This is a genomic window from Tengunoibacter tsumagoiensis (assembly GCF_003967535.1).
In the GTDB taxonomy this organism is placed as follows: Bacteria; Chloroflexota; Ktedonobacteria; order Ktedonobacterales; family Ktedonobacteraceae; genus Tengunoibacter; species Tengunoibacter tsumagoiensis.
The window spans coordinates 213349-231390 of sequence record NZ_BIFR01000002.1; the positions used below are offsets into that span (position 1 = coordinate 213349).

Annotated in this window: 11 protein-coding genes and 3 CRISPR repeat arrays (1 of these 14 only partly in view); of the genes, 10 read left to right on the forward strand and 1 reads right to left on the reverse strand. The window is 45.3% G+C overall.

What is annotated here, in order from left to right; genetic code table 11:
- Nucleotides 1–651: direct repeats of the CRISPR family, unit length 37 nt; unit sequence CTTACAGTATCCTAAAACGGATCGAAACCTCTCCAAC; it begins 417 nt to the left of the window's first position.
- 593 nt (nucleotides 652–1244) lie between these two features.
- From cas10 to EL628_RS21815, 7 genes are all read left to right on the forward strand, one after another.
- The gene (gene cas10, locus EL628_RS21785; protein ID WP_126582122.1) at nucleotides 1245–3230 is read left to right on the forward strand and encodes a type III-B CRISPR-associated protein Cas10/Cmr2; all 1986 of its coding nucleotides are present in this window, start codon (nucleotides 1245–1247) and stop codon (nucleotides 3228–3230) included.
- Entirely contained in the window at nucleotides 3230–4408 is a 1179-nt protein-coding gene (locus EL628_RS21790; RefSeq protein WP_126582123.1) for a type III-B CRISPR module-associated protein Cmr3, read from the forward strand. Before cas10 ends, EL628_RS21790 begins: the two co-directional genes overlap by 1 nt.
- Before the next feature lie 14 nt (nucleotides 4409–4422).
- Nucleotides 4423–5790 carry a type III-B CRISPR module RAMP protein Cmr1 gene (gene cmr1, locus EL628_RS21795; RefSeq protein WP_161975666.1) on the forward strand — a complete coding sequence of 456 codons (1368 nt, stop codon included), beginning with the start codon at nucleotides 4423–4425 and terminating at the stop codon, nucleotides 5788–5790.
- Nucleotides 5791–5809: 19 nt separating this feature from the next.
- On the forward strand, nucleotides 5810–6712 hold the full coding sequence (gene cmr4 / locus EL628_RS21800) for a type III-B CRISPR module RAMP protein Cmr4 (protein ID WP_126582125.1): 903 nt from the start codon (nucleotides 5810–5812) through the stop codon (nucleotides 6710–6712).
- Nucleotides 6712–7104 (forward strand): type III-B CRISPR module-associated protein Cmr5, encoded by a 393-nt coding sequence (locus EL628_RS21805; protein ID WP_126582126.1) that lies wholly within the window; start codon nucleotides 6712–6714, stop codon nucleotides 7102–7104. The genes cmr4 and EL628_RS21805 overlap by 1 nt, the downstream gene beginning before the upstream one ends.
- Entirely contained in the window at nucleotides 7104–7931 is an 828-nt protein-coding gene (cmr6, locus tag EL628_RS21810) for a type III-B CRISPR module RAMP protein Cmr6 (RefSeq protein ID WP_126582127.1), read from the forward strand. Before EL628_RS21805 ends, cmr6 begins: the two co-directional genes overlap by 1 nt.
- 84 nt (nucleotides 7932–8015) lie before the next feature.
- The gene (locus EL628_RS21815) at nucleotides 8016–9515 is read left to right on the forward strand and encodes an SAVED domain-containing protein (protein WP_126582128.1); all 1500 of its coding nucleotides are present in this window, start codon (nucleotides 8016–8018) and stop codon (nucleotides 9513–9515) included.
- Nucleotides 9516–10050: 535 nt separating this feature from the next.
- On the opposite strand, the gene EL628_RS21820 is transcribed toward EL628_RS21815, so the two are convergent.
- Complete coding sequence (locus EL628_RS21820; protein ID WP_126582129.1) at nucleotides 10051–11400, reverse strand: hypothetical protein; 1350 nt, start codon at nucleotides 11398–11400, stop codon at nucleotides 10051–10053.
- A 166-nt stretch (nucleotides 11401–11566) separates the two neighbouring features.
- A CRISPR array of direct repeats spans nucleotides 11567–12418; the repeat unit is 37 nt; unit sequence CTTGCAATATCCTAAAACGGATCGAAGCCTCTCCAAC.
- Between the two features lie 636 nt (nucleotides 12419–13054).
- Nucleotides 13055–14201: direct repeats of the CRISPR family, unit length 37 nt.
- Between the two features lie 945 nt (nucleotides 14202–15146).
- Here EL628_RS21820 and EL628_RS21825 point away from each other — a divergent pair.
- The 3 genes from EL628_RS21825 (at nucleotide 15147) to EL628_RS21835 (ending at nucleotide 17752) form a co-directional block, all read left to right on the forward strand.
- Nucleotides 15147–15395, forward strand: a complete 249-nt coding sequence (locus EL628_RS21825) for a hypothetical protein (RefSeq protein ID WP_126582130.1) — start codon at nucleotides 15147–15149, stop codon at nucleotides 15393–15395.
- A gap of 66 nt (nucleotides 15396–15461) precedes the next feature.
- On the forward strand, nucleotides 15462–16796 hold the full coding sequence (locus tag EL628_RS21830; protein ID WP_126582131.1) for a PP2C family protein-serine/threonine phosphatase: 1335 nt from the start codon (nucleotides 15462–15464) through the stop codon (nucleotides 16794–16796).
- Nucleotides 16797–17095: 299 nt separating this feature from the next.
- Complete coding sequence (locus EL628_RS21835; RefSeq protein WP_126582132.1) at nucleotides 17096–17752, forward strand: carboxylesterase family protein; 657 nt, start codon at nucleotides 17096–17098, stop codon at nucleotides 17750–17752.
- Nucleotides 17753–18042 lie beyond the last annotated feature (290 nt).

Here is an 18042-nt window from a genome sequence, read left to right on the forward strand (position 1 = left end):
TCTTGCCGCTGGCACGGTGTATTCGTCTTACAGTATCCTAAAACGGATCGAAACCTCTCCAACGAACAATCTTGATCTGATGAGTGATTTCTGCGATCCCATACTTACAGTATCCTAAAACGGATCGAAACCTCTCCAACCTGTGTGTCTGCACATCAGCATTAACCAATCATAACTTGCAGTATCCTAAAACGGATCGAAACCTCTCCAACTGTGCCCATTTGTCCAAGTTTCGAGATACCAACCGCTTGCAGTATCCTAAAACGGATCGAAACCTCTCCAACGTACAGGCTCTGGCATGCTGAGTCATTACGTGCGCTGCTTGCAGTATCCTAAAACGGATCGAAACCTCTCCAACGTACAGGCTCTGGCATGCTGAGTCATTACGTGCGCTGCTTGCAGTATCCTAAAACGGATCGAAACCTCTCCAACATGAAGTTGGAGAACTCCGTCTGGCCACAGAGCCATCTTACAGTATCCTAAAACGGATCGAAACCTCTCCAACGACAGTGTATCTGTTTTGTTCGTGTGTGACACGCGCGCTTACAGTATCCTAAAACGGATCGAAACCTCTCCAACTTACGATATAATAGATAACAATCCCCACTGCAATTCTTACAGTATCCTAAAACGGATCGAAACCTCTCCAACCGAGAGCATTAGAGAGGGGATAGGGTGACTATTTTGACCTTTTTGCGCTTACAGGCCCTTGTTTTGGGCTCTCAGCGCGACGTTTTTTGTTGTTTCTCTCTTTATAAGTATACCACAACCACAGCCATTCGAAAACCGTTTTTTGCGCCAAAACGGGGGGGATTTTCGGATCTGTTTTGTCCTTATTTACTCCTATACAAATCTTTTGCATGCTTATTATGCGCTTATCAGGATACATTCGCCCTGTTTTCTTGTACTGCTGAGAGAGGTTTTCGGAGAATGGTCATTTTCAGGCAGAGAGAAGGCAGGAAAGAGGATCGCCCACCTGAAAAGTTATCTATGCTCTGGTCAATGTGTCTGTCTGAGAATTTTTTCATGCTTAATCAGTAAAACTATGTATTGCTTCCTACAAAATTCATACTAAAGGGTAGAATACTTTTCTAGCAAAACATACCGATACTGAATTTTTCCATTGACTATCCTCTTTAATTATGATATGTTTACTCGAATATAACAGGCTTGTGAGGAGGCACTTACTGTTAAAACAGTTTACCTACTTATAAATACATACTTGATTCGCTAAAAATAAATATTTGATATCATCAGACGATTACCAGTTATTTTTTATTAATTTCGATAGGCTGATGGTATTGATATTAGTGTATGGAAACTTAAAAAAAATTTTGGTGAGTATTTACGGTCTTTGTAGTGTAGTGGTAGGAGTTTATATCATGTCCTATCTTTTTCTCGTAACTATTGGTCCAGTTCAGCCTTTTATCAAAAGCGCACGCCGCACTCGTGATTTATTTGTTGGCTCTATGCTTTTGAGTGAGCTTTCAAAAGCTGTCGCTCTGGCTCTTATAGATCCAGAGACCCATCTTATCTTCCCTGCCCCAATCTCAGAAAATCAACTCCAGCCAGATACAAAGCTAAGTGTTGCCAACAAAATCATTGCAATAATTGGTCATGAGCCTCAGGAAATGGCAAAAAGAGCAAGAACAGCGCTTTTTGAGCGACTCTATAGTATAAGAAACCAGGTGTTCGACAGTTTACCAGCGATAGATAGGCCTCTAGCAGACCATCAGATTGAGACGCTCCTGGATTTCGCCTGGGTCGCCACGCCTTTTGATGAACATAACTATGCTAAAACAAGATCTCGTCTAGAAACTCTCTTGAGTGCCAGAAAGAATACCCGCTATTTCGTTCCTTTCATCCATACCACAACTTCCAGTAAAAATCCTCGCTATAAATCTTCTATTGATGGACAGTTAGAGTGCGTCATCCCTGAGAAGTACTATGATCGATCAAAACCTGCACAACTGCGGGCACGTGATCTGTACCAACTCTATAAAGCTGGACCTGGGGAACAACTCTCTGGTGTTGACCTTGTCAAGCGTCATGCTAAATTTCCAGGATTACCAGTTATTTTAAGCACTTCACATATTGCCACTCTTCCTTTTCTTAAACGCCTGAACTCAATAACAGACAGCAATAGTAGAGATAAATTAAAAAATGCCTGGAGTGACTATATAGAAAAGATCGATGAACAGACACCATTAACGGAAAAAATTAAAGGAGCTAAACATACCATTTTAGGGGATCGCGATGGAGCGTTGCTGTTTGACGAACGGCTTTTGATAGATTTTACTCGGGAACAATATACAAAAGCCCATCAATGCCTGGAGACATTCTGGAAAGAGGTAAAAGAAGCTACCCATAGCTCTCTACGACCAGGTCCGTATTATGCAATTATTCATGCTGATGGCGACAATATGGGTCAACTGATTAATCACATGGCTGAAAAAGGCTTTGCGCAACATCAGGAGCTTTCACAGCGGCTTGACGCCTTTGCTCAAGGAGTAGGAGACATTGTAACAGCTTATGAAGGGGTACCAGTCTACTCTGGTGGAGATGATGTGTTGGCATTTGTGCCTTTGCATACAGCGCTACCATGTGCTCATGCACTAGCCGTGGATTTCGCTCAAAAAATGGTATTTAAGGAAAGCGATGTGCCCAGACCAACGCTCTCAGTCGGTATTGCCATCGTTCATCACCTTTCCTTGCTACAGGATAGTCTGGATGCAGCAAGGGATGCCGAAACGTGCGCCAAAAACCATCCGCAGAAAAATGCTCTGGCGATCACTGTGCGGAAACGCAGTGGTGAACCTGTTACCACAGTAGGTTCCTGGTCCACTATCTACCCCTGGCTCAAAGTACTTATCGAGCATTTTCAGCAGCAGCATATTCCTCAAGGAGCTGCCTATGAGTTGCGTGAAGTGTATCAGTCTCTCTTTCTCCCTGGCGAAACAATGTCTACAGACCTCATGCACGTGCTGCAATACGAAGCTTACCGTATTTTGAAACGCAAGATTATGCTGAATCAGCAGATGAGTAAGGAAGCAAAGGCTGCTACCCTCAAAGATATAGTGGATCGTTTGCGGATCGAACTATCGCCGCAGACTGGCCCAATCATTCTTGAAGAAACGGATATCGCTTCATTGATTAACGAACTACTAGTAGTTCAGCCTATTGTGGAAGCAGTCAATATGGCCTATGGACAAGAAGAGGGAAAAAAATAATGCCTATCTGGATCATTGAACCATATGAGCCATTGATTTTTCGTGACGGACGTCCATTCAATACGCAGCCTGGTACGCGCGCCCACTCACTCTCTTTTCCTTTTCCGAGCACGCTGGCTGGAGCGTCACGAAGTAGAGCGGGATGGGAAGGTGAGCACTTCACAAGCAACCTTACATTATTGAAGCAGCTACGCATACGTGGTCCATTACTTGTTGAGCTATCCAAAGAAAAGCGTGACATCAGCCAGTGGCTATTGCCAGCTCCTCATGATGCCCTCTTCTTTAAAGAAAAAATAGCAGGAGAGAGATACTACCGAAAAAGAGCGCTACCTATCAATGTTCAAACAGAGGATGCCAGTGATCTTCAAGAGTTGCAATTACAGCCTGCTGGAGCAAATACCCCTGAGGGATATAAAGCAGTTGACTCTGCAATTCGTTACTGGCCCTGGGCAGATCTAAAGCAATGGTTGTGGAAACCAGAAGATATTGAAGTGGAACAGAATAAGCGTGATACCGTCGCTCCTCAACGTGAGCAACGGGTACATATCAGTTATGACGGCGAAGCTCATATGGCCAGAGAAAGCATCTTATTTGAGACAAGTGGGCTGGAATTCACTTTTTCGCCCCAATCACTGGTGATACAACGGCTCGCGCTTGCTCTTTTTGTCGATGACACATCATCTTTCCGTCTATCGACAGATGGTCCTGACACTCTCGGTGCAGAACGTCGTCTAGTTTACTGGCAGAGCAGTAATGATAAACTGCACCTCTCTAAGTGTCCTCAAGAAATCACTGAGCAGATCCGTCAGGACAAAGCTTGCCGTGTGCAGCTACTTACGCCTGCCTATTTTGAGCGTGGTAGCATCCCAACCTATCTGACTGAACCAGGAGAAGGTGTTACTCCACAACTCATTAGTATTGTTTCTCAGACTCCACAGATTGTCTCTGGCTGGGATATGGTACTCCGACAGCCTAAACCAGGTCGCCGCCTTATACCAGCAGGTGCAGTCTTTTTCCTGAAACTGCATGGCTCATCCAAAAATATTCGGAACTGGGTAGAAAGAACCTGGTTTCGTAGCATCAACGATAGAAAAACCGAAGAAGAACAGCAATTTGTCAACGATGGCTTCGGTCTGGCGATGCTTGGAACCTGGAATGCTGATAGTCCAAACCAATAATGATAGGAAAAAAGATGCGAAGGCAACAACCAGCCAAACACCTGCAACCCCTTGTTCCTGAGGTTTGCAGGCCAGTGGAGCAGACAATCACGCTCGTACGCTCTTACCAACTACTGACGCCACTCTTTGGTGGCAGCCCTGATCCTACAGCTTTAGATCCGACATCCTTTGTACGTGCTACGGGGATACGCGGTCAGCTGCGTTTCTGGTGGCGAGCCTGTTATGGCGGAAATTACACTACCATTGCTGCGATGAAAGCTGATGAGGATGCATTGTGGGGAAAAGCGCATGTGAAAGGCGAAGATGGCCCTCAATTTCATGAAACGATACAACTCTTTATTACAAACCTGGTGGGGAAAGTCGTTCCAGCCTTTGAGTATCAGGATCTAGGAGATAGAAATCAAAAAAAATGGAAAGAGAGCGCCAAAGACATCCCTCCTTATGCAGCATTCCCTTTACAAGCCACGAATAAAGAGTTAAATAGCTCGCAGAGACCAGTATCAAAATCTATCCTCGCGAATGTCGCATTTGATTTGAACATCCAATATCCATCCTTTGAAAACAAACAATTTGAGCGAGAGATCCATGGAGCCCTGTGGGCCTGGGAGACTTTTGGCGGTATTGGTGGCCGGACACGACGTGGCTTTGGGTCGATAGGAGCTATGCAAAAAGGTCAATCAGATACGGATTTTTTGCCAGCTAATCCTTCACAGGTGACTTCCTGGATTCAAAAAAAATGTGACGATTTTCATGTCTCTAAAAACCCTGCTCCGGGTAATACTCCCTGCCTCGCCTCTCTTGTGAAGGCGAGCAGAACACGCATGACATTAGAGCTGGAAAATAAACCTATTCTGGGTATTATCCCTTATCAAAAATCTGCTTACATTGCCTGGGCAGACATGATTAATAGACTCAAAAATTTTCGTCAGGTACAGGGCAATACTCCCTGGCCAGATACCAGCGCAGTCAAAAAAATTATGCCACAGAACCTTAACACCTTCTCCATAAATAATCCGCAGGAGTATGCTTTTCCCAAAGCATCTCTAGGCCTCCCTATCATTTTTCATCAAGCAAAAATGGACAAAGATCTGATCCTTCAGGGTCCAGATGAGGGCAGAGAACGTTTTGCCAGCCCGCTGATTCTTCGTCTATTGTACTGCCAGAATCAACAATATGTTGGCATGGCTCTGGTGCTAACGAATCGCGAGCTTCCGGCTCAACGGCTCATGCTGTTTGGACAAAACAATGCGGATAAAAAAGGCAGTAAAGAACTTGGTCTGGTTTCAGCAGATGTGCCAGATAATGATGCCCGACTCAGAGAATATTTGAAGGATGAAGATGATGTGGCGCTGGCTTTTATGAAACGAAATTTTACTAATTGAGAATAGGAATTCACACTAAATGGACGCAAATATAGTATTCATTCATGCTCTTACGCCTCTCCATGCTGGTATTGGTCAGGGAACAGGAGTAATTGATCTCCCTATTGCCCGCGAAAAGGCAACTCGCCTTCCTTTTTTTCCTGGTTCTTCCATTAAAGGTGCTCTACGTACACAATGCACTGATAAAAAACATGCCAGGATCTTTGGCGGCGATCCATCCGATGCGACAGATAATCGCGCAAGTTCAGTACTGTTTTCAGATCAACGTTTACTCCTCTTTCCTGTTCGAAGTCTGGCTGGAACATTTGCCTGGGTCACCTCTCCCTATATTCTTCGCCGTCTACAGCGTGATTTGATAGATGCAGGTATTACATCACTGCCTGATGTGTTTCCTCTGGTGACTGGTACAAACTGTGTTATTACGCCAGATAGCAAACTTGCTATTGAAGTTGACGAAAAAAAACTGATCTCTATTGAAGATCTTGATCTACCAGTAAGTACAGACTCTGCAAAGGCGCTTGAGAAATGGGCAGAATGGTTAGGTAAGCAGATTTTTCCTGGCAAGCATGATACTTTCTGGCAACAGATGCTTAGAGAAAAGATCTGTCTGGTTCCTGATGATGTTTTTCGATTTCTGGCAGAACAGGCAACACAGATTGCTACCCGTATCAGACTGGAAGAGCATTCAAAGACAGTTCAGCAAGGTGGCCTCTGGTATGAAGAGATGCTCCCAACTGAAACGATCCTTTCTGGAATGGTTATGATTTCACCGACCACTGATAAAGATGCTCCACGCCTCTCGGTCAACGAAATTCTTACTATCCTCAATGGGCTTTGCCAGAATATGTTACAACTGGGAGGCATGGCTACCGTTGGACGTGGTTTCTGCCATGTTCATCTGCTCAATAAAGAGGTGCGGTAATGCAAACACTGGATCAACAATATGCAACGAATGTGCTCAAAAAAGTCGAACTGGTGCGCAAAGATGCAGACTATAAAAAATATGGCGCCATATCACACTCTTTACCAATCCTTATTCATAATGCAGGCCTGGCTCAGGCATTGTCATTTGTCGACTCGCGCAAAGAACCTATCTTCAAAACCTTTTTGAAAGATCTTTCACAGACAGTCGTAGGAGACGAGACGCTCCTACAAAAATCAAGAGAGAGCGATCTTATCTCCTACATGCAACTCACCCATCGAGTATTGAACGCACTTCTGTGGTACAAACGTTTTGCTCAATCGATCCTGGAGGTAGAGGCTAGTGAGGATCTTGAAGTTCGAGATACACCCAATGAGAAACAGGAACAGTAATGAGCACGACACCATATAGAAAACAGCTCATAGCAGTTTATGAGCAACTTCGCAAGCGGGATGAACTACAACAGGTTCATGCCGGTTTATGGCTTGATAAAGCTTTGCAGGAACATATCGATGGCAAAAGTAAGCTCATAAAAGAGGCCTCAACGATAGGTCTACCAGCAGACTATCCCCAAATCTATACTGCCTGGGAACAACGCCTTCTTCAACAGGCAAACATCAGCACTCAACATGCTCAGGCTGTAAGTCGTATCATCATTGGTCTGGGAAATGAAAGTGTTCTGGAAACAGGCATCACACTACACCATACCTACGGAGTTCCTTATTTACCAGGAAGTGCTTTGAAGGGTCTGGCCTCCAGCTATGCTCGCCAGCAGCTTAAAGGAGAGTGGCGTCAAGGAGGCGAGCTGCATCGTGTCGTCTTTGGCGATACTGACAATGCAGGCTTTATAATCTTTCTTGACGCTTTATATATTCCTCCTGCAACGCCCGAACCAATGCTCTATCAAGACGTAATCACTGTTCACCATCCAGCGTACTATCGCAATGAACCCGGGGCTGCCCCAACTGATAGTGATAGTCCGACGCCGCTTCCTTTCGTAAGCACAAGAGGCTCTTACCTCTTAGCCCTCTCTGCTCCTGATCTGGATGACCCTGATCCCTGGTTAGAAGCGACCTGGCGTCTGCTTGAGCAGTCACTCCAACTCATGGGCATTGGTGCCAAAACGTCGAGCGGTTACGGACGTATGACATTCATCTTGTCTCCTGAAGAAGAAAGGCAACGAAGAGCATTACAACTGGAAGAAAGAGAACTACAATAAGCACGCAGTGAAGTGGCTACATTGGAAGGCCTGCCATCAGCAAAAATGAATTCAGAAAAAAGCAAATAGAGGAGAAAATAGATCATGGGTGACCAGAACGCTCCACGCATAAATGGCGATGACTTTCAACATCTCTACTCCTGGCAGTTAATACTTGCATTAAAATTTCCAGAAGAAAAGGTACGCAAAGTCGTTCTTGAAGATGGTGAAGCAGGCTCAGTCGATGATGTTACAGTCTATCATGAGATTGATACTAATCTAGCTGATCAATTTTACCAGTTGAAATACCATCAGGATATGGGAAAGACTTATTCAGCCAGGGCGTTAATAGAAGTACCAAAAAATAGTAAAAGCTTATTAAAAAAATTTTGGCTCACATGGCATATGTTACGGAAAGCTCAGCCAAATAGAGCAATAGAATTACATCTGGTAAGCAACTGGGGCTGGGATTCAAAGGAAAAACCAGAACGGTGGATTGACTTTGATACAAATCAAATCAGACATGACATATTTATGAGTACTCCTTCTAACGAAATAATAGGAATAATAAGGCAGCAATGGCAAAATCATCTTGAGATAGGAGATGAAGAATTTATTGAGTTTATCCGCTGTCTTTACCTCGATCTTGAATTAAGCCATCGCTACATAAAAAATGATGCAATCGTTCAGCGTATGAAACGATTGGGTTTGAAGACAGATAACACAACCCTTCTAGCAATTTCAGCGATTGTTCGTAGATGGATTGGGTCAAAAGAGCACAATATTTTTCTTTCAACTTTAAATGACACATTAATAAAATATGATCTTTACTTGCCTCCTGTTCAGGAGGAATGCGTAACGATTTATCTCGAAGGCTATGAACAAAGAAAGTATGAGAGCGAACCTGACTACATTCTCAACTGGTCTCAACATTTCATTAGTCGAGGGCATGGTAAAGGTCATCAATTAGTTGAACCAGAAGCCTGGAATAAAAAATTACTTCCAGAACTTTACGATCTAAAAACCACCATCAAGCAAAAGACTGCTTGCCGCTTAATGAAAGTGCAAGGGCAATCACAGCTTTCGCTCTGGTTTGCTTTTGGCTATGTTTTCTCAAGCGTAGCAGGATATACACTTTCTGTGGAACAAAACCACCAATTTTGGAGAACCGATGCTCCAGAAAACACAGATTTTTCTTTAATTACGAATAATAAAAACCCTTCTGCTATAGAAGGAGAAGTATTAAGTGGTGAAGGGGAGACAGTGGCAGTTGGAATTAGTGCACAAGGATCAATAAGTACATTAGATAATGATGTCAAAAAATATCTTAGCAGTCAAGCAGATAAAGCAGCTGCGCTATTGTTACTTCATTCTAACACAGATATTTTGAAAAATGCGGGTGATGCCGTTGCTCTTGCCAGACTCACAAAAATTTATGCAAGTGCATTCGTTAAACACTGGGGTGCACAGAAGTTGCTTTTATTTTATTTTGGCCCTTCCTCAGGGGCCAGTTTCATTGGATATAGACTCAACAAAGTAAGCCCTACTATTCAAATTATGGAATATCAACATCCAGGTTATGCACCTTCTTTTCTTTTTGAGTAGTAAAGTGATTGAATGTAATCCCGACCAGTGAGCTTGTCCCGTTTTCGTGGCACTGCTGGCAAACTCCGGGGGCGTGTTTGGTTTGAGTTTGCCAGGATGTGACCTTGATGCCAGTTTTCGGCAGTTCCAGACCCCCCAGAACAGCTTTTTGACCAGTGAATTCGCATTGCCCTGCCTGGGAATCGGCCTCAAGACCAGAATTTTGTCCCCTGATTGGCCCAAAAGGCGAAAAAAGCAGTAAAATCGCAGTTTAAGCTGAACAATGCAGTGCCCTCACCCTTTGAGCTCAAAATCTTTGCTGAGCTCCCCCAAGACGTCTCAGGCTGAAGTTTTATGAGCAGACATGGGATAAATATCTTCGAAACAAAGCTTCAGCCTGAGGGTTGGATGGAGAGTCTATGTTCGGTATAGCAGTGATGGCTATGGCACCTCTGTTGAAACCTCGCCACGACCTTCTTGACATATACCTGCTCCCATTACCCATTGATGAAATGCAGGGGTAGAGACAGAGATTCAGGACCAACCAGGGGCGCACTCAAACAGTTTGCCCACCTAACAAGAAAGCTGTCAGTTTATGTTGTGTGATAGGTAAACCATAGATCTCCATCAAATTCTGCCGGTACTGCCAAAGGGGTTCGCAGCGCAACACGACACGAAGGGCCTCTTTCTGCTCTGCTGATAGGGCGGCGGCACCTTCCCGCTCATAGCGCTTTGAAAGATTTTTGGCTTCATCTTTATCGTATCCCCAAACACTGACCAGCAAATCATTGGGTTGAGGAGGATATGAACTGGTGACCATGTAGTTCAATCCGAAAGTAGCCTCGCCCTGTGAGAGATCTGGAATGTCCTCAATTTCATCGAGGTCTGGTGGCACGCCGTCATTTAGCTCAAAGGCTTTGAGTACTGCAGAACTATACCTTTTGCTGCGATACTGCCATTCACGGTTCTCGACCCATCCCCCAAAAAACACCATATCCAGTACTGCTTCGGCCACGCGTATGGTATCGAGCAAAATCCAGTTTGTGGCCCCTCGTTCAAGCAAGGTGATGAGTGCCTGCCAACCCCTTGGCATGCCTAGCAGACTGAGCACCTGGAGATTCAATGAGTATGGCTGGAGCATGTATTCTACCAGCATATCGATGATCTCTGGTGTCGCTTCGTTGGGGTGATATTTCGCGAAGGTCTCGGCGGCAGCAAAGCGCACGGAGCCAGGTACTTGATCTCGCGGGAGTGCAAGCAGTCGTTTGTACTCCTCCCACTCTGGCGCTTGTTCTGTGAGTAGATCGCCAAGACTGCGCAGAGCAAGCCCTTTCAGTTCTGGATCTTCTACCACTAAGATGAAGGACATCAGGGCAGGAACAATCTCCTGGTTCAGTTCTTGAAAAGCGGAGAGCAGGATGAGGGTTCCGCGCACAATTTCCATGTGCGTTGATTGCAGTAACGAGAGAAAGACTGGTATCCCATCGCCAACACACGCATGGGTCACCCACTCAGGAGTATGATCACTATTGTCTTCGTGCAGAAATTGCCCGGAGGATTTCCAGACCTGATGGGCTGTATCAAACATGCTTAGCCTCACCAGATCACGTCCAGCAGCCCAGTACCGTCCAGACAAGCTATCAAGCAGGTCAAGTAAAGGCAGCTTCTGTTCATCTGGCACTTGTGCAAGAATCTGGGTCAAGAAAGGGGCCGCCGCAGCCGAGGCTTCATAGACACTGCCCTGGTGGCAAATGGAAGCCCAAAGATGTTCTAGTGCTTTCTCCCGTTCCCTTTGATCTTCCGAGAGTAGTGCGAGCAGGTGTATAGGGGTGTCAATTGCAGGTCCATAGGCATGTCGGAGCGATTTCCAGGGAATCTGGTTCAATTGCTCTTGCAGTGAGGACATGATCAAACCTTCTTTTCGTAATGATGTCTCGTAGTGGATTGATGAGGTTGATTATATCAGAGCAGGAGCAGGCTAGTCTACATGCATTGGAGCAGGAACATGTGTAGAAACGGATTGAATCCTCTCCAACGGACCTGGCATTTTGCAGCCTGGTGGAAGAACAGCGCTTACAGTATCCTAAAACGGATCGAAACCTCTCTAACAATATCAGCGAGAATTGTGTCGTTCTCAAAATGAGTCTTGCAATATCCAAAAACGGATCGAAGCCTCTCCAACATCAGCAAGCTAACAGAGAGTGGGCGAATGTCGCAATGACTTACAATATCCTAAAACGGATCGAAACCTCTCCAACATCAGCAAGCTAACAGAGAGTGGGCGAATGTCGCAATGACTTACAATATCCTAAAACGGATCGAAACCTCTCCAACTTCGCACCTGGTAGCTATCCAATTCATGAGCAATACCTTGCAATATCCTAAAACGGATCGAAGCCTCTCCAACCGAGCGCTGGAGCAAAATTGAGGTAGACACCCATGACCTTGCAATATCCTAAAACGGATCGAAGCCTCTCCAACTCATTATGAGATGATGGGCCACTGGGAAGGGCAAGAATCTTGCAATATCCTAAAACGGATCGAAGCCTCTCCAACGTTACTACCCCTTTGTTGAAGTATATACTTGCAAACTTGCAATATCCTAAAACGGATCGAAGCCTCTCCAACTCATTATGAGATGATGGGCCACTGGGAAGGGCAAGAATCTTGCAATATCCTAAAACGGATCGAAGCCTCTCCAACGTTACTACCCCTTTGTTGAAGTATATACTTGCAAACTTGCAATATCCTAAAACGGATCGAAGCCTCTCCAACTTACGCCTATCTTACTCACGAACTACGCGCCCGTGATTCTTGCAATATCCTAAAACGGATCGAAGCCTCTCCAACGTTTGAGGATAAGCGAGCCAGCCACATCTTATTAGACTTGCAATATCCTAAAACGGATCGAAGCCTCTCCAACCGAGAGCCTTGGGGGGAGGATAGGGTGACTATTTTGACCTTTTCGCGCTTACAGGCCCTTATTTTGGGCTCTCAGCGCGATGTTTTTTGTTGTTTCTCTCTTTATAAGTATACCACAAACACAGCCGTTCGAAAACCGTTTTTTGCGCCAAAACGGGGGGGATTTTCGGATCTGTTTTGTTATTATTTACTCCTATACAAATCTTTTGCATGCTTATTATGCGCTTATCAGGATACATTCGCCCTGTTTTCTTGTACTGCTGAGAGAGGTTTTCGGAGAATGGTCATTTTCAGGCAGAGAGAAGGCAGGAAAGAGGATCGCTCACCTGAAAAGTGTATCTATGCTCAGGCCAATGTGTCTGTCTGAGAATTTTTTCATAAGGATAAGCAGCCAAGATGTTCGACAATTTACCAGCGATAGATAAGCCTCTAGCAGACTATCAGATTGAGATGCTCCTGGATTGAGCCTGGGCCGCCACGTCTTTTGATGGACGTAACTATGCTGTGATCTTGCCCCGATTTGAAAGAGCTCTATCTACGACGACGCTCTCAATGCAGCCAACTTACAGTATTCTGAAACGGATCGCGATCTCTGCAACTTAGAAGTTTGATACTCCTGCCAATCGAAATATGCGGATCTTACAGTATCCAAAAACGGATCGAAACCTCTCCAACCGTCAATTGACAGATCGAGAGACCCGCGACGTCATGCCTTACAATATCCTAAAACGGATCGAAGCCTCTCCAACTCTCTATATTCGCCACAAAACTGGTCTTTGCTGGCATCTTGCAATATCCAAAAACGGATCGAAGCCTCTCCAACTTCCGCATCAATATGATGCCATTGTTAAAGATTTTCTCTTGCAATATCCAAAAACGGATCGAAACCTCTTCAACCTACACTGCAACCAAATTCGCAAGCCGATTTATTGTGTCTTGCAATATCCTAAAACGGATCGAAACCTCTTCAACTTAACCGAATGGCTTATCTCAATTTCGGGAAATTATCTCTTACAATATCCAAAAACGGATCGAAACCTCTTCAACTATGTCTGACACACTACTTACACCGAAAATGACCACTTGCAATATCCAAAAACGGATCGAAACCTCTTCAACGAGATGTTTAGCCGATATCAGCAATCGAACCAGCAGTCTTGCAATATCCAAAAACGGATCGAAGCCTCTTCAACGAGCTACTCAACAGTAGCATTCAGGCAATTACGCCACCTTGCAATATCCAAAAACGGATCGAAACCTCTCCAACCAACCTTTAGCTCTGGAGTGTGCGTGGTTCTTCCTGAAACTTGCAATATCCTAAAACGGATCGAAACCTCTTCAACCGTCTCGATTGAATTTGCATCTAGGAATGTTTGAGATCTTGCAATATCCTAAAACGGATCGAAACCTCTTCAACGAGATATAATCTTTCATTTCGAGGTTATCAATTAACTTGCAATATCCAAAAACGGATCGAAACCTCTTCAACAGAGCAAGACATCCTGCCAATCCTCTAACAGATCCTCTTGCAATATCCTAAAACGGATCGAAACCTCTTCAACAAGAACAGATCAAGGCGTTGGCTACGCGGTTAAAGTCTTGCAGTATCCTAAAACGGATCGAAACCTCTCCAACACTCATCTCCAACGGTGGAGTCAAACATGCAACGAGACTTACAGTATCCTAAAACGGATCGAAACCTCTCCAACTGGTTATTCGACATAGTCCGAAATGGACAATTATTAATTCTTACAGTATCCTAAAACGGATCGAAACCTCTTCAACCGAGAGCATTAGAGAGAGGATAGGGTGGCTATTTTGACCTTTTCGCGCTTACAGGCCCTTGTTTTGGGCTCTCAGCGCGACGTTTTTTGTTGTTTCTCTCTTTATAAGTATACCACAAACACAGCCGTTCGAAAACCGTTTTTTGCGCCAAAACGGGGGGGATTTTCGGATCTGTTTTGTTATTATTTACTCCTATACAAATCTTTTGCATGCTTATTATGCGCTTATCAAGATACATTCGCCCTGTTTTCTTGTACTGCTGAGAGAGGTTTTCGGAGAATGGTCATTTTCAGGCAGAGAGAAGGCAGGAAAGAGGATCGCTCACCTGAAAAGTGTATCTATGCTCAGGCCAATGTGTCTGTCTGAAAATTTTTTCATAAGGATAAGCAGCCAGATGTTCGACAATTTACCAGCGATAGATAAGCCTCTAGCAGACCATCGATTGAGACGCTCCTGGATTGAGCCTGGGTCGCCACGTCTTTTGATGAACGTAGCTATGCTGAAACAAGATCTTGTCTAGAAACTCTTTTGAGTGCAAGCTCAAAATCTTTGCTGAGCTCCCCCAAAACGTCTTAGGCTGAAGTTTTATGAGAAGACATGGTATAAGACTTTTCACAATCTTTGTTCTGACATTGTGATACATCCTTTTTGTCGATTGTCTGCCTTGTATGTGGACGTTGCCACGGATGCATGTATCCTCTCTTTTCGTTTAGAGCATCTTTTTGGGGGTAAGAACATTGGGAGCCAACATAAAGTACTAGAGGCTATAGTTATCACAACAACGTAATGCATGCTGGCCCATACTGTATGCTGAAATAGTGAGTGCTTCTTTCCGTTCTTTTGTAGAGCCAATGTCGGTAGGTTGTCTCTGGAGCTTTGAACGAGTGTAGCATGTTCGTGTGTACTCCGGACCCTCTGTAAAGGGCCAGAGAGGACGTTTCGAGGATGTCTCAGAGTGAAGTTGCACAGTTTCGGCAGCAGATCGAAATTGAACTGACAGCTATGCGGCGTGGACTCTATGGTGTGGCCGCAGGAACGGCTCGCCATGCGTTTATTCATGCACGCATGGAAAACATTGGTCTCTGCCAGGATCAACTCGCACATACGGTGGGCGATGCTGAAGCGCGTTTGTTGGTCTGTGAATTATATATGCGCACAATGGAACACGATGAGCCTGAACTGGTTGGCATATAATGCATCTTGTTTCACGCTTTTTAGGGTTTGTTTTGTTTGCCGCGCTACTTAGAGGAGCGATGTGGCATGTTGGCAGAGTTTAAGAACCTTTACGCCATTCACCACTGGTTAAGGTATGTGACCTGGGCGGGCTTCTTTGGCGTTGCGCTGTGTATGCTCTTCTTTGGTGGTGCCCCCCTGCCATCTGCCTGGTGGTCTCTGGCTACTGTGATCTCGCAAGCGCAGCATCAGTGGTCACTCTCAGGTGCAACAAGCCTTATGGCGTTGGTCGAGCCACTGTTCTGGTCGCTCTTCTGGCTCTTACTCTGGCTCCTCTGGCTTCTGGGGGTGCTTAAGCTCATCAGTTATCAGAGGGTCATATCTACAAATCTCACGGGGCAAAAGCGGGCGCACTGGGTCTCGTCACAACGCCTTTCCCTGGCTACTGCTGGTAGTTCGTTCACGATTGATGAGAAGATTTCGGCTGCTCCTCGACTCCACCTTCCTCATAGGTCAACGGATGTGGTCCCAGATCAGCGTTCGGAGCCGTATATGACGCTCCTGAGGCGCGCCGAGAAGATTCAAGAGATTCCAACGCGACCAATCCCCCTTCTTCCTCGACCCGACGAGCAGTATCGTACCGCACTGGTTCAGCCTCTGCAGATCGGGGTTGGCTGGGATACTGGTCTGGCTCGCCGTTCTGATCCTAATGAAGATAATCTCTGTGTCTTCCAGGCAACTTGTACCTATCGGGGAATGCTTGTTCCGTTTGGCCTGTTTGTGGTTGCCGATGGGATGGGCGGCCATGACCACGGTCAGGAGGCCAGTCGGATCGCTGTTCAACATATGATGCATACTGTTTTGCAGAATGTGATGATGGGGAGCGATCTGAGCGATGAGTTTCTGCTGGATATGTTGATTGGTGGAGTGGAATGGGGCAATCTAGCAATCTATGGATTGGGACAGGCACACGGTTCTGAGATGGGGACAACGCTTACCGCTGCCTTTGTGGTTGGCCGTAAGGCATATATTGCGAATGTGGGTGATAGTAGAACGTATCTGTTTCGCGAAGGTGAGGGGTTACGACCTATTACGCATGATCATTCGCTGGTGGCTTCTCTCGTGAAGTTGGGCCAGATTACTCCTGAACAAGTCTATACGCATCCTGAGCGCAATAAGGTCTATCGGAGCCTTGGCAATAGCGATACACTCAAGGTGGATACGTTTGTTGTACCATTGCTGGCCCATGATCGCCTGATTCTTTGCTCAGATGGTTTATGGGAGATGGTGCGTGATCCACTTCTGGAACGAATTGTTCGCAGCAGCAATGATGTCATGTTTGTCAGTGCCTCCCTTGTACAGGCCGCTCTAAGCGGTGGTGGCGCGGATAATATTAGTGTGATTGTTGTGCAAGTGCCTTAACCTATCAGGTCTTGCCAGGGCCGGTTGAGGATAGTATAGCGTGGCAGTGATTCGTTCCAGAAGCAAGAAGGCACGCTCCAGGAGTTCACGATATATCATGAACTCAAGGAGCGTGCCTTCTCGCTTCTAACGCAGGGCGGATGTACATGCGCTGACCTGTACTATTCTCAGGAACCTTTCTAAAAAATGTTGATGTGATAAATAGTATTACCTTCCACACCTTGATTATTTTTTTTATAATGATAGATAATCTCTGTTGAGTAGAGATATTATTTTTTTAGACAATGAGGATATACCTTATGAGTAGTGAACAGCAAGAAGGTCTATTTGAGTGTCAGATTACGCGGCGTCTGCCGTATCTACTTACCCTTCCAGCGGGATATACATCAGAACAGCGTTATCCGCTGGTTCTCTTTTTGCATGGAGCTGGCGAGCGAGGCAATGATGTCAATAAATTGAAGATCCATGGGCTCCCAAGAGAGATTGAAGAGGGGCAATCATTTCCGTTTATTACTGTGGCTCCGCAGTGTCCGGCTGGTTCCTGGTGGACGGTTGAGCTGGAGGCTTTGACGGCTCTTCTAAACTTTATTGAAGAGACATATGCAGTTGATCCAGATCGCATCTATCTAACCGGTATGAGCATGGGAGGAATGGGCACATGGGCCTTAAGTATGGCTCTGCCAGAGCGTTTTGCTGCTCTCTTACCGATCTGTGGTGGCAATAATCCTGATACCGTTGATCGTATCAAGCATATACCAGTCTGGGCTTTTCATGGAGCAAAGGATGATGTTGTTCCATTGGAGGCTTCGACTAAAATGGTGGAGGCTCTCAGAGCAGCTGGTGGGAATGTGAAGTTTACGATCTATCCTGAGGCTGATCATGATTCATGGACTGAAACATATAAGAATCCAGCTATATATTCCTGGCTTCTTGCGCAAAAGAGATCTCGATTGTAGGAAGAGCAGCAATAAAAAGCGTGAATGCAAGGCAGGTCTCAGCCTTAGTGAAAAAGAAGGTAAAAAGGTACAGAGAAATGAAGATTGGCTGGACACTTCGCTTAGAAGCGTCCAGCCAATCATTACGATTCAGGAAGTCTGGCACTCAGGCTAGGCTTCTTGATCCCCATTATCGTAATGGCTCAAATGTTTTCTCCCCATTTGCTCAGGCAAGCCTGAAATAGTATCCTGTTGTGAGCGTAACAGGATGAGCTGTCGTCCGCTAAACATGGATTCCCCCCTCCAAGGAG